This window comes from Gordonia mangrovi, assembly GCF_024734075.1.
In the GTDB taxonomy this organism is placed as follows: Bacteria; Actinomycetota; Actinomycetes; order Mycobacteriales; family Mycobacteriaceae; genus Gordonia; species Gordonia mangrovi.
This window is the reverse complement of record NZ_CP102850.1, coordinates 3,461,580-3,473,964: the sequence shown is the minus strand read 5'-3', so window position 1 is coordinate 3,473,964 and position 12,385 is coordinate 3,461,580. Positions and strand designations below refer to the sequence as shown.

The 12,385-nt window shown below is 64.6% G+C and carries 12 protein-coding genes; 4 read left to right on the top strand and 8 right to left on the bottom strand.

The features are described from left to right. The first annotated feature begins 124 nt into the window (after positions 1–124). Positions 125–730: a TetR/AcrR family transcriptional regulator gene (locus NWF22_RS15710; RefSeq protein WP_160903478.1), complete on the top strand. Its 606-nt coding sequence runs from the start codon at positions 125–127 to the stop codon at positions 728–730. Beyond that, on the top strand, positions 727–1,224 hold the full coding sequence (locus NWF22_RS15705) for a hypothetical protein (protein ID WP_160903479.1): 498 nt from the start codon (positions 727–729) through the stop codon (positions 1,222–1,224). The genes NWF22_RS15710 and NWF22_RS15705 overlap by 4 nt, the downstream gene beginning before the upstream one ends. A 3-nt stretch (positions 1,225–1,227) precedes the next feature. Here the strand turns inward: NWF22_RS15705 and NWF22_RS15700 are convergent, their stop codons facing one another. Then, complete coding sequence (locus tag NWF22_RS15700) at positions 1,228–1,872, bottom strand: TetR/AcrR family transcriptional regulator (RefSeq protein ID WP_160903480.1); 645 nt, start codon at positions 1,870–1,872, stop codon at positions 1,228–1,230. A 198-nt stretch (positions 1,873–2,070) separates the two neighbouring features. Next, on the bottom strand, positions 2,071–3,528 hold the full coding sequence (locus NWF22_RS15695) for an aldehyde dehydrogenase family protein (protein WP_160903481.1): 1,458 nt from the start codon (positions 3,526–3,528) through the stop codon (positions 2,071–2,073). A 249-nt stretch (positions 3,529–3,777) separates the two neighbouring features. Between NWF22_RS15695 and NWF22_RS15690 the strand changes: the two genes are divergently transcribed. Further along, positions 3,778–4,656 (top strand): Rv1363c family protein, encoded by an 879-nt coding sequence (locus NWF22_RS15690; protein ID WP_160903482.1) that lies wholly within the window; start codon positions 3,778–3,780, stop codon positions 4,654–4,656. After that, a complete protein-coding gene (locus tag NWF22_RS15685; RefSeq protein ID WP_160903483.1) occupies positions 4,653–5,312 on the top strand; it encodes an Rv1363c family protein in 660 nt (219 codons plus the stop codon). Before NWF22_RS15690 ends, NWF22_RS15685 begins: the two co-directional genes overlap by 4 nt. A gap of 66 nt (positions 5,313–5,378) precedes the next feature. Here the strand turns inward: NWF22_RS15685 and NWF22_RS15680 are convergent, their stop codons facing one another. The 6 genes from NWF22_RS15680 to NWF22_RS15655 are packed head-to-tail and all read right to left on the bottom strand — an operon-like array spanning position 5,379 to position 12,376. Further along, on the bottom strand, positions 5,379–6,797 hold the full coding sequence (locus NWF22_RS15680) for an MCE family protein (protein WP_202398892.1): 1,419 nt from the start codon (positions 6,795–6,797) through the stop codon (positions 5,379–5,381). Then, positions 6,794–7,936: an MCE family protein gene (locus NWF22_RS15675; protein WP_160903484.1), complete on the bottom strand. Its 1,143-nt coding sequence runs from the start codon at positions 7,934–7,936 to the stop codon at positions 6,794–6,796. The genes NWF22_RS15680 and NWF22_RS15675 overlap by 4 nt, the downstream gene beginning before the upstream one ends. Then, complete coding sequence (locus tag NWF22_RS15670) at positions 7,933–9,168, bottom strand: MCE family protein (RefSeq protein WP_160903485.1); 1,236 nt, start codon at positions 9,166–9,168, stop codon at positions 7,933–7,935. Before NWF22_RS15670 ends, NWF22_RS15675 begins: the two co-directional genes overlap by 4 nt. Then, a complete protein-coding gene (locus NWF22_RS15665; RefSeq protein ID WP_160903486.1) occupies positions 9,168–10,196 on the bottom strand; it encodes an MCE family protein in 1,029 nt (342 codons plus the stop codon). Before NWF22_RS15665 ends, NWF22_RS15670 begins: the two co-directional genes overlap by 1 nt. Next, positions 10,197–11,219: an MCE family protein gene (locus NWF22_RS15660; RefSeq protein WP_160903487.1), complete on the bottom strand. Its 1,023-nt coding sequence runs from the start codon at positions 11,217–11,219 to the stop codon at positions 10,197–10,199. It abuts the gene before it with no gap. After that, the gene (locus NWF22_RS15655; protein WP_160903488.1) at positions 11,216–12,376 is read right to left on the bottom strand and encodes an MCE family protein; all 1,161 of its coding nucleotides are present in this window, start codon (positions 12,374–12,376) and stop codon (positions 11,216–11,218) included. The genes NWF22_RS15660 and NWF22_RS15655 overlap by 4 nt, the downstream gene beginning before the upstream one ends. Positions 12,377–12,385: the final 9 nt, after the last annotated feature.

The following is a 12,385-nucleotide window of genomic DNA, read 5'->3' as shown; positions in this document are numbered from 1 at the left end:
AGTAGTCGGCAGACAACGTCGAGTCCCACTCAGCGGAAGCCCAACACCAATTTTGCTGAGACCCTTGTCACACAGGGGCAAACCAACCTACTGTACGTTCACTAGGTTTGACAGGAGCTTCGACGTGGCAGACACCCGCCCCTACGCCACCCTTCTCGCGAAGGGCGAAGAACGCCGGCAGCGCATCCTGGATCACGCTGCGCGGCGGCTCGCACGCCAAGGCTGGCGGAGCACGACGCTGGCCCAGATCGCCGCGGACGCAGGCATGACCGCAGCGGGACTCCTGCACCATTTCGAGTCCAAAGAACAACTGCTGCATGCGGTTATCGACGCGCGTGATCATGCTGATCTCGAGGAGGCAGATCTCAACGGCGACCTCTTCGTGCAGATTCGCCGCGTGGCCGAACGCATCCAGCGCTCGCCCGAACTGGTAGGCACGTTCACGGTGCTGTTGGTTGAGAATCTGGCTCCCGATGCACCGCTGCACGATCGGCTCCTGCAACGCTGGTACACCGCAGTTGACATCGTCCATGACGTGATCGAACACAATCAGCGAATCGGCACATACCGGGCCGGAATCAACGCACGTCTTCGCGCCATGGAGATCGTCGCGTTCATCAACGGGGTCGAGATGTCATGGCTGCTGGATCCGGAAATCCCGTTGATGGACATCTTCGACGAGTACGTCCGATGCCTCGAGATCGATTTCACTTCAGGGGAGCAAGCATGAAATATCAGCTCGACATCATCAGCGACAGCGTGGGCGACCTGGTACTGCACGCCGGGGGTTGGATCTACGACCGGGTGACAGCAGGTTGGGAGGTCAACATCGCCCTACCGCTCGGCGCGGACCCTCGCCCTGTCCGAATTCTGGGCGCAGCGCCCACGGTGCTCGACATCACCGGTCATCGCCTCCGCGCCTGTCGACCGGCAATCGCCACGTCGGTCGACTTCTGCCGACGTAACGGTGAAGTCGCGAAGGTCGTGGCGTCTGCCGCGCGCAACGAGACAGAGGTCACCATGTGGGGCGAGGATGGCTTCGGAATCGATTCCACGGCAAGTGTTCCGGTTTCTCACCGGCTGAGCGTGGCCGCCCGCGCATTCAAGACGCAAGCCCTGGCTGCCTGCGGCGATCATCCTCTGATGGTGTGCCGCCACGAGACATTTCGCAGCGTCAACCTCGCTGACGCCGACCTGGTCGCCGATCTCGTACCCGCGGGCTAGAACTCACCGGGCAACACCGTGCGCGCAGAAGTCCCACACCTCCTCGGCAGTGATCGGCGTCGGCAACATGTCGGCGCTGGCCGGCTGCGCGATGAACATGATCGACTGCATCATCATGGAGGCGACGCGACGAGGATCGGCGTCTCCCCGTAGACGACCCGCCTGGCCTGCGCGCTCGAGCAATTCGGTGAAGAGCCCGAACAACGAGGTGTAGGCAGTGCGCATCTCGACCGGGTGGGAAATCAACAACTGGGTACCGAACTCGGTGAAGAGCGGCCGGCGGGCAACCGGGTCGGGCTGACACAGTTCATAGAGCAGTTCCACGGCCACCCGCAACTGCTCGACCGGGTCGTCCTCATTCTCGGTGGCCGCCCGGATCTGCGCCGTCATGCGCACAACCGCTTCCTCGTAGAGCGCCAGCAACAATTCATGCTTGCCGTCGAACTGGAGATAGAAACTCCGCAGAGACTGTTTCGAGCGTTCGACCACCTCCTGCACCGTGAAGTCGGTACTCCCCTTCTCCACGATGATCTCCTGCGCCGCATCGAGGAACTTCTGGACCCGCTGGCCCGCCCGCTCCTTGGCGCCTCGCAATGAGCGCTCGACCGCACGTTGCTTCCATGCGGGTTCCTCGGACCCTACGGTCACAACCGGCCACCTTCACTCCGGTCCATCAACATCATCGGGCAATCATATCGGACCCGGTTTGCCCTGTTGCGCACAACTGAGAACAGGATTCTCCACATTTGATCATGGACGATCGACCCAGTCGGCGATCCATCCACGCGGCGCCAGATCGGGTCGGAGGCCGCACGCGGCGGCACCCGAACCCGATGCCGACTCCCGTCACATCTGCGCCCACACCGTCTTCGACTGGAGGTACGTCTCGATGCCGGCCTTGCCCGCCTCGTAGCCCCACCCGGACTGCTTGTACCCGCCGAAGGGCATGGAGTGATCGAACTGCAGCTGACAGTTGAGACCGACCGTCCCCGCCTTGACCCGCTTCGCCAGACGGTGTGCGCGTCCCAGGTTCGAGGTCCAGATGGTGCCGGCAAGGCCGTATGCGGTGTCGTTGGCCAGCGCGATGGCCTCGTCCTCGTCATCGAACGGGAGGACCGTGACCACCGGCCCGAAGATCTCCTCCTGGAACAACCTGCTGGTGGCAGGGTCCACCTTGGTCGCCACCGTGGGATGGACGAAGTAGCCCTTCCGATCGATGCGGTGCCCACCCGTCACGAGTTCGACCCCGTCGGATCGCCCCTGTTCCAGATAGCCCATCACGCGATTGAGCTGCTTCTCGCTGATCAAGGGCCCGATCATCGCCCCGTCGTCGGCGGGTCCGCCGAGTTGCAGGTTGTTCGCTATCGTGGCAACGCCTTCCACGACACGCTCATAGACACCCCGCTGAGCGAAGATGCGCGATCCGAGCATGCAGACCTGACCCGAGTGCAGGAAGCAACCGAAGCCGGCCATCGCGATCGCGGTGTCCAGGTCGGCGTCGTCGAAGATCATGACCGGGGACTTGCCGCCGAGCTCGAGGGTGACCTTGTTGAGGTTGCTCGACGCCGACGCACGAACGATCTCCCGGCCCACCTCGGTCGAGCCGGTGAACGCCACCTTGTCCACGTCGGGATGGGCGGTGATCTGCGCTCCGGCGGTGTGTCCGTAACCGTTGACCAGGTTCACCACCCCCTCCGGTACGCCGGCCTCGGCGAGGATACGGGTCAGGACCAGGGCTGAAAGAGGGGTCTCCTCAGCAGGTTTGACGACGGTGCTGCATCCTGCGGCCAGAGCGGGTGCAAGCTTGGCGCAGAAATTGAACACCGGTCCGTTCCAGGGGAAGATCAGCCCCACCACGTCGTACGGTTCGCGCAGCGTGTATGCGTGCATATGCGACTCCACACCGGTCAGGCCGCCGGTATTCACATCCCGCGCGATCCCGTCGATCTTGGTGCACCAGCCGGCGTAGTAGCGGAACCACTCCGAACCGACCTTCGTGATCACCTCCGCCTGACCGGGCGGGATGCCGGCGTTGACCGACTCCAGTTCGGCCAGCAGGCCGGAGTTCTCGTCGATGAGGTCGGCGACCCTCCACAGCACCTTCGCACGATCGTAATCGGGTACCGCAGACCATGTTCGGGCATCGGCGGTGGACTTCGCGCGGGCCACGGCGGCGTCGATCGCTTCGGGGCCGGCATCGGTGAACTCGGTGATCTGCTCTTCGGTGGCGGGGTCGACGATGGGGATCACCTCCCCCGTACCCGGTAGATTCCTGATCTCGTCCAACACAGACTGCACAGACATCGTCATTTCCCTTCGAGGACTCGCTGCGATCGCTTCGATTCAGCGACGCAGTCGGCGTCGTCCACACGACGCCGCGTCGCGGTTCCGCTCCACGCACGGTCGGCGCACGTCAGCGGTCACGCGAGCGCCGTGCGAACCGTGCCCACCGGCACGGCGAGGGCAAGAATAGCATTCTCGCAATTGCTTGTCGCTGTTTCCGATCGTGGTAGCGTTGCTCTCAGAGACGAGTCGACCGCCCTGGAGGTTCTGGTGCCGACATCAACCGATGTTGCCGAGTGCGGCAGTGATCTCGAACTCGCCGAGGCCGAGGCACTCGCCGCCGAGGCGGAGGCAGCGGCGGCCCGCGCCCGCGCCGATGCAGCGCGGGCGCGGGCCCGTGCGGCTTCATTGCGATCTGCCCGTATCGCCGGGACATACACCAGCCCATGCGATTCCGACGATCCCGAGGCGAATCGGGCGGAGCCGGATCCCGACTCGCAAACAGACCTGGACCATGCGGCAGCAACGTCGGTTCACGAACCGATCGATACCGAGAAGGCCGACGGTGCAGAGTTCGCAACGAGCGCAGTGTCCACAACGAGGAGGGTTCCCCGCGCGCGCCGCGTCCTCGGGGTGGTGACACACCGCCTCACACAGCGGCGGCGGATGACCAAGCGCGGCGCCGCCCTCCTGGCGATGGGCATGGTCACGGTCGCCGCGTTGGCCGCGACGGTCGCGATCGGCTGGCATCACCGCCAGGTCGAGGCCGACCGTGCCCTCGCCGCGGATTTCACCGCCGCGGCCGAACGCGGGGTCACGGCCATCACATCGCTCGACTTCGAGAACGCGAAACGCGACGTGCAACGCATCGTGGACCAGTCGACCGGCGAGTTCCGCAATGACTTCACCGGTCGCGCCGAAGATTTCACGTCGGTGATCGAACAATCGAAGGTGACGACGAATGGAGAGGTCACCGGGTCAGCTGTCGAATCCCTGTCCGACGACTCTGCTGTCGTGCTGGTGTCGGCACGCTCCGACGTCACCAACGCGGCGGGCGCGGAAGAAGAACCCCGCACATGGCGTCTGCGGGTGACCGTAACCGACGACGGTGGAACGAAGAAGATCTCGAAGGTGGATTTCGTACCATGAGCGCACCAGAGGACAACGACCACGACGTCGAGAAGCATCCCGCCGGAGACCTCGACACCGGCGTACTCGAAGTCGGCCAGATCCCCGACGATTCCACACCGGACACACCACCGGCCGGGAACACCGAACCGAAACCCACATGGCGGATACGCCTCTCCCGCCCCGAACGACCGCGCCGGCCGGGCGCGATCGGTGTGGCCGGGGCGCTGGCAGTCGCCTCGGTGGCGACCGCCGGCACCGCCTACCTCACCATCCACCGCGCAGACGCGGCAACCGACGACGCCGCGACACAGGCCGTTCTCGCCGCGGCCGACAACGGCGCCGTGTCGGTCCTTTCCTACTCCCCCGAGTCGCTCGACGCCGACTTCGCGCGGGCACGATCCAGTCTCACCGGACAGTTCCTGAACTACTACCAGGAGTTCACCGACAAGGTCGTCAAACCGGCCGCGACCGAGAACGACGTCGTCACCAAGGCGCAGGTTGTCCGGTCCGCGGTAGCGGAGTTGTCGAAGGACAACGCCCAGGTATTGGCCTTCATCAACCAGACCACCACCAGCAAGAACAAACCCGAGCCCGAACTGACCTCCAGCAGCGTTCGGATCACCCTGCAGCAAGTCGACGGGGACTGGCTGATCTCCTCATTCGACCCGGTGTAGCCCGCCCCGCTCTCCCCCGCGGCACCCGCGGTGGCGCCCGGCACACGGTCACGGCCCGGCGCCGAGTCAGTGTGGCAACATCGTCCGCCATGATCCGACGGGCCTGTTCAGGTCGGCCTGCCGATACTCGCGACCATCCCCGCCGACGTAGCTTCCTGTCGTCGGATTATATTGCGCGGCAGTCACTGTCGGATTGATTCCTGGTGTTGCCGACTCCCCGTTCGCCGATGGCGAGACCACACCCTGACGGATCAGACCGGGGTCCTTCGGATAGGGCCCGACCACCGGCTGGCGGGTGGCCAACGGAACGAACCTCTCGTCGCTGTTGCACATCGCCGCGGTGGGTGCGCGCTTGCCCGGTTTGTTCGCACATGGGATGTTGCGGACGCCGCGTACACCGATGTCGCTGTTCTGGGGTAGCTTGCAGTACAGATCGTCCGGCGTGTCGATGGTCGACGTGTCCTCCGGCGGGCGCCATTGTGACGGGGGCAGGAACCCGACCGTGCATGCGGGCGGATCGGAGATACCGCTGATCCGGAAATCCCCCAGACCCCACTTGGTGCCGTTCCTGTTGGGCTGCACGGCCTGGATCATGGAGATCGCGGGCGGAAGCAGCACGAGGATCTGTTCGAGTCCGGCGTTGTAGGTGACGGCCAGCTGTCCGATACTCGTGATGTTGGCGAGCAGGACCGGAAGGGTGAGCTCGACCGAGTCCAGCGTCTTGGTGACCTCGTCGGCGAATCCTGGCCCGGAGGCGAGCAACTCACGCACTTGCGGGGTGTTCGTGACGACCTGGCCGGTGAAGCCGGCCAGGTTCGTGGTCCACATCCGGATCGCGTCGGTACTCTGTACCTGCGAATCCACCAGAGGCACCGCATCCTTCATCAGGGTCGCGGCTTCGTCTCCCACACCGTTGAGACTCGCGGCGAGCTTCGATGACGAGTCGATCAGAGTCTGCAGGTCGTACCCGCGCCCCCCGAGGCTGTTGTTGAGTTCGTCGACAAGCCCGAAGAGCTGTTCCTTCGGGATGCTCGTCACCAGCCCGTTGAGCTTCTCCAGCATGGGCGCCACCGGCTGCGGAACCTCCACATCGACGGAGTCGATGACCGAACCGTCCCGGAGGTAGGGCGGGTCATCGGTCCGGGGCCGCAGGTCCACATACTGTTCACCCACAGCCGACATGCTCCGGATGCCGGCCGTCAGATCCGCAGGTATCCGTTCGTCGCTGTCGATGGACAACGTTGCACGAACACCGGTGTCGGTCAGACGCACATCGGTGACCTTGCCGACGTCGACTCCACGGTAGGTGACGTTTCCGAACCGATACAGCCCACCGGCCTCCGGCGCATCGAGTGTCACGGTGATTCGACCCACCCCCAATTGCGTCTGTACCTGCATGTACGAGAACAGCATCAACCAGGTGGCGAGGATCGCGACGACCGTGAAGATCACCAGTTGGATCTTCACCATCTTGGACAGGATCATCGGCCACCTCGCTGCGCAGCTCGCAACGGACCGAGCAACGGATCGTGGGTGGGTTGTCGGCTGTACCCGGGATCATCGGGTGCGAAGGGCACCACCGCATTCGGATCACCGAGCGCAGTGCCCAGCAACAGTTCACGCTGCAGACGAGGGACCGTCAGATCGACGGTGGCATGCAAATTGATGTAGTCGCCCCGAACGGCCCGGTCGATCACTTCCTGCCCGTAGGGGAAGACGGTCGCATAGGCCAGCGCGGAATTGATGCGTGGACCGACATCGGCCAGGGACCGCAGCGTCGGTTCCAGATGCCGGAGGTCGGCGAGCAGATCGTCGCGGACCTGGGCGATCACATTCGTCGAGGTGTTGCCGAACACCCGAAGCCGATCCAGGGCCGTGGTGATCTGCGGCAACTGATCCTGCACCACCGCCAATCCGGCCGGAATCCGGTGGAGTGCACTACTGATCAGTTGATCCTGCTCCGCGAACGAGGTGCTCAGCCGACGTGCCTGATCGAGCAGTCCGACGAGGTCGCCGCGCTGCCGGTCGAGTGTGTCGACAAAGGTCGACAACTGGCCGAGCAGTTCACGGACGTCGTCCTCGCGTCCACCGAATCCCTCGTTGAGTGAGCGGATGATGCCACCGAGCTGCCCGAGGCCGCCGCCGTTGACGACTGCCGACACCGATGCCAGCGTTTCCTCGGTGGAGGGATACGACGACGACCGGGCGAGCGGAATCGTCGCTCCCGGACTCAGTAGCCCTTTCGGCTCCACTCCTGGTGGCGGGTCGAGGGCGACGTGCATCGAGCCCAGCAGGCTGGTCTGCCCGACGGTGGCGGTCGCGTTCGCGGGCACCGCTGTGCCGTCGGACAACCTGACCTGGACTTCTGCGTGCCACCCCTCGACACGCATCGAGCCGACGCTGCCCACTTCGACGTCGTTGATGAAAACCGGCGAGTTCTCCGACAAGGTACCGATGTTCGCGATCTCGACGGTGATGTCGTATCCGCCACCCGAGGTTCCGACCGTGCCCGGCAGGGTCATCGAGTTGACGCCGTTCCATTGACAGCCGGCTCCGACGACGGCGATCGAACACATCGCGACCACGAGCCACGCAATTCGCGACCGTCTCGGCGCGGTCGTCATGACGTACCCTCCTGTCTTCCCGGAAGGAGCAGGTCATCACGGGTCCGCATGCTCGTACGCGGCGATTGCGCGGGCCGCAGATCGTTCTCCGTGTAGATCAGGTTGTCGGGATCCGCTGTCGGGCCCAGCACCGGGTTCAGCGGTACGGGCAGGTAATTGAACGTCAGCATCGGCGCTATCGGGCCCAGGTACTCGGCGCAACGCCGCGCGCCCTCGGCCGCCGTCAGATTCTCGATGCTCGCCACCGACGAACAGATGAACTGCACCGGATTGCTGAAGTTGTTCACGGTGAACACCCCGGCCTCCGTGCCGGTATCCGGGTTGTAGATGTTGTAGAAGTTGGCCATGTTCGTCGGGAACACATGCAGAAGTTGTTCGAGATCGTCGTCGTGATCGACGAGGTTCTGGGTGACCGCCGCCAGTCGCCGGATCTGCTCGGATGCCCGGTCCCGGTTCGCGACGACGAAACGCTGGACGTCACCGACGGCCTGCGCCAGATTGGTCAGCGCAGCATCGAGATCGGACTTGCTGCCGTCGAGGACCCCGGACAACGTGGCGAGCCGGTTCTCGAACTGTACGATCTGGGTTCCACTGTCGCGGACCGCGGTGACGAAGGTCTGCAGATTGGCGATGGTGTCGGTGATGTTGCCGCTGTTCTCCGACAGGGTCTGACCCACCTGCGCGAGTTCACGGAGAGCATCGCCCAGCGTGTCGCCGTTGTCGGCCAGTGCCGTGCCGGTCGCATCGATGAACCTGCCCACACTGCTGCTCTCGACACCACTGCGGGGCCCGAGATCTGTGGCCAGACGGGTTAATTGCTCTTTGACCTCGTCCCACTCGACCGGGACTGCGGTACGTGCTCGGGGAATGTTCGCCCCATCGGCCATCACCGGACCACTGGTCGCGTACGCGGGTGCCAGCTGCACGAAACGGTTCGCCACCAGATTCTGCGCGATGATGATGGCACGCGCATCGGCTGGTATGGGGACACCGTGGTCGACGCGCATGGTCATCCGGACGGTCTCACCCTGCGGCTCGATCGCGGAGATGGTGCCCACCTCGACCCCGGCCACCCGCACGTCGTCACCGACATAGATTCCGGTCGTGGTGGCGAAATCCGCTGTGATCGTGGTCGGCCGATTGAGCTGGCGGTACACGGTGACCGCAGCGGCGAGCACCACTGCGACCAGCACCACAACAGCGATGGCCGTGAGGTTTCGTCGATTCGTCATCAGCCACCCGCTCCCGGTATCGGAAGCCTCGACTGGGGAGTGATGCCGAAAGCCTGGTCGATGAATGGTTGCAGCAGCGGCCCGGGGATCAGATTGGCCACATATGCCTGGTAGAAGGGACCGCCGGAGACGGCCTCGCCCTGGGTCTGCGACACCTTCGCGAGCCCCGGGAGCGCCTGGGCGATGTTGTCCCGGTTGCGCTCCAACATGGCTGCGACGGAGTTCAACCGGTCCAGGGTCGGTGCCAGCTGTTCTTCGTTGTCGGCAACGAGTTTCGTCAATTGGTCCGCCACTGCGGCTGTGTTCGCCAGCAGCGACGCGATGGCCCGGCGGCGTTGCACGAGCTCGTCGAGGAGCAGATTCGAGTTCAGGATCAACGTGTTGACACGATTCGCCCGCCCCGCGATGACGTCGGTCACCGCACTGGTCGTCGCCAGCAGTTCGCGCAGTGAACCGTTGCGTGCGTTCAGGCCGCGCGAGATCTCGGCGAGGCCGTCGAACATCGGACCGAGGTCCGGCGCCACGTCGGTGACCGTCGCCGACAAGGTGTCCAACGACGTGTTGAGCGCCGCCGTGTCGATCCCGGACGTGTTGGTGGTCAGCTCGTTGACGGCGTCGTTGAGCGAGTACGGAGACGATGTCCGGTCGGTGGGGATCACATCGTCGGGACCGAGTACGCCCTGTCCGGAGGGTTCGACGGTCACGATGCGTTGCCCGAGCAGCGAGCCGGTCCGAATCTGCACGGAGGTGGTGTCGCCGACGCGAGTGTCCTGGTCCACGGTGAACACCACGCGCGCCTTGCCGTCCACCAGCGAAACGTCGGAGACCGCCCCGACACGGACACCCGACACCAACACGGGTGCGCCCGCCGCCAGGCCGGCGGACTCGGTGAAGTCGGCGCGATACGGCACGGTGGTCAGCCACATGGTGAACCTGGCGAAGTTCAGTCCCGCCATCACCACCAGGAAGATGAGAACCAATCCGACACAGCCGAACCGGACCAGTCTGGAGCCTCGATACTTCCGCATCTAGTCCGAGCACCTCCCGTTTCGCTGCTCGATCCACGGCAGCACGACGACCTTGCCGGCAGGATCGGACACGCGGACCGTGACCGCACACACGTAGTACTGGATGAAGTTGCCGTACGTACCGGTTCGCACCAGCTTCCGGAAGTTGCCCGGAGCCCGCTGCAGTGCCCGTTCCAGCGTCGGTTGGTCGCCGTCGATCGCCGGTGCCAGCCGGGACAGTTGATCGATGCTGCCAGACAATGAGGGCCGTGCGTCGGTGAGGAGATTGGCGACCGTCTCTGTGCCGGTCTCGAGGGCGGTGATCGCAGCGCCGATGGGATCACGCTGTCGCGCCAACTCACCGACCACCGTGTCGAGCCGGTCGATCATGTCGCCGAACCGGTCTCGGTCGGCCGACAGCGTCGCCATGACTCGCGACAGTTGGTCGATGAGCTGATCCATCACATCGACGTTCTCGCCGAGAGTCGTGAACAACGATGCGCTGTTCTCGAACAACGTGCGCACCGTACCCCGCTGCCCCTGCAAAACATCGAGCACCGCCGAGCTGAGCGCGTTGACCTGGGTCGGTTCCAGTCCGTCGATGACGGGCTTCAGGCCGCCGAGCAGCACATCGAGGTCGAGCGCAGGTTCGGTCCGCGAGACAGGTATCTGCGAACCTGCCGGCATGCTCGATGTCGCCGTGCCCTCGGTCAGCTCGAGGTAGCGATCACCGACGAGGTTCAGATATCGCACGGCCGCGCCGGTATCGTGGGGAACCTCGATGGCGGTGTCCACATCGAACCGGACGTGCACCCGGTGGCCGTCTGCAAGCGTGACGTCGTCGACCGTCCCCACGCGCACCCCGGCGATCCGCACCGTGTCACCCGACCGGAGACCCGAAGCATCGGTGAACACTGCGCCGTAGCGCGTGGTGTCCCCCGATCGTTGGTCGCTGAACACCAAGAGCAGAAATCCCGCGACCAGGAGCATGACCGTGGTGAACGCGCAGAACTTCACCACGGTCGAATCGATAGCGCTTCTCATCGCGGCGTCCCATCGGGGACCGGGCCGAACAGGGCTTGTTGCAGGCTCTTCACGTTGAGTTCCACCGATTGTCGGCTGGGATCGAACGGGTTGGCACCGGTGTCGGCCACCACATATGGCGGCTTCTCCTGAAATCCCACCGGCAACATCGAACACTGCGGTCCCCCGGTTGCCGCGACCTTGGGCAGGTCGTCGGGGGCGTGGTAGGGCTCGGCTCCCCAGAGGAAATTCGCCGACAGTCCCAGCCCCGGAACATCGGCCGGAGGTGAGACGGCGAGATCGGCGAATCCGTTGAGCGAGCATGTCAGCGCCTGGTTGTACTCGTCGGTCAACGCTGTTGTGGGCACGAGCAACTCGAGCGCTCTGGCCAGCGGCCGACGGTTGTCGGTCAGCACACGGTCCCCCGTGTTCGACAGGCCGATCACACTGGTCAGGAAGGCGTCGAGCCGTGTCTGCTCGGTCACCAGCGTATCGCTGAGGTTGCTCGCATGATCAACGGTGTCGAGCAGTTGGGCACTGGTGTCGCCATAGACGTCCAGCATCTGCGGTGAGTCCCTGAGCAATGCACGCAGCGCGGGGAGCTCCGGATCCACCTCACGCATGAACCCGTGAAGGTCGGTCAACATCTGGCCGAACTGCTCACCTCGACCCGACAGGGCGGTGGACAGCGCACTCAGAGCCGCATTGAGTTCGGCCGGGCGAATCTGTCCGAGTACCTCGTTCAGTTCACCGAACACCGTGTTGACCTCGACCTCAACGTGTTGTGCGGACAGCATCTGGCGGTCCCGAAGCCCTTGGCCGGCAGGTTCTTCCGGCGCGATGAACTGGACGCTCTTCGCCCCGAAGACGGTGGGCGCCGCGATGCGGACCGTCACATTCTCCGGAATGCGCGCCATGTCGTCGGGGTGGATGGCCAGCGTCAACGTGGCGGTGCCCGGCTGGTCGTAGTCGATATCGGACACGCGGCCGACCGTCACGCCACGCATCTGCACCTTGGCATCGACATCCATCACGAGTCCGGCGCGCGGCGCCACGAGCAACACGGTGGACGTTCTCTCGGTGGCGCCGGTGAACATTGCCGCGGACAGACCGATGATGGCGACAACGGCGAGCACCATCGCACCGCCGGCCAACGATCGGATCGCACCATTCGACATCGCCACGCC

Excerpts from the sequence above, each read along its gene's own strand:
- NWF22_RS15705 (WP_160903479.1), top strand. The coding sequence starts at position 727 with ATGAAATATCAGCTCGACATCATCAGCGACAGCGTGGGCGACCTGGTA.
- NWF22_RS15695 (WP_160903481.1), bottom strand. The coding sequence starts at position 3,528 with ATGTCTGTGCAGTCTGTGTTGGACGAGATCAGGAATCTACCGGGTACG.
- NWF22_RS15685 (WP_160903483.1), top strand. The coding sequence starts at position 4,653 with ATGAGCGCACCAGAGGACAACGACCACGACGTCGAGAAGCATCCCGCC.
- NWF22_RS15680 (WP_202398892.1), bottom strand. The coding sequence starts at position 6,797 with ATGATCCTGTCCAAGATGGTGAAGATCCAACTGGTGATCTTCACGGTC.
- NWF22_RS15675 (WP_160903484.1), bottom strand. The coding sequence starts at position 7,936 with ATGACGACCGCGCCGAGACGGTCGCGAATTGCGTGGCTCGTGGTCGCG.
- NWF22_RS15670 (WP_160903485.1), bottom strand. The coding sequence starts at position 9,168 with ATGACGAATCGACGAAACCTCACGGCCATCGCTGTTGTGGTGCTGGTC.
- NWF22_RS15665 (WP_160903486.1), bottom strand. The coding sequence starts at position 10,196 with ATGCGGAAGTATCGAGGCTCCAGACTGGTCCGGTTCGGCTGTGTCGGA.
- NWF22_RS15660 (WP_160903487.1), bottom strand. The coding sequence starts at position 11,219 with ATGAGAAGCGCTATCGATTCGACCGTGGTGAAGTTCTGCGCGTTCACC.
- NWF22_RS15655 (WP_160903488.1), bottom strand. The coding sequence starts at position 12,376 with ATGTCGAATGGTGCGATCCGATCGTTGGCCGGCGGTGCGATGGTGCTC.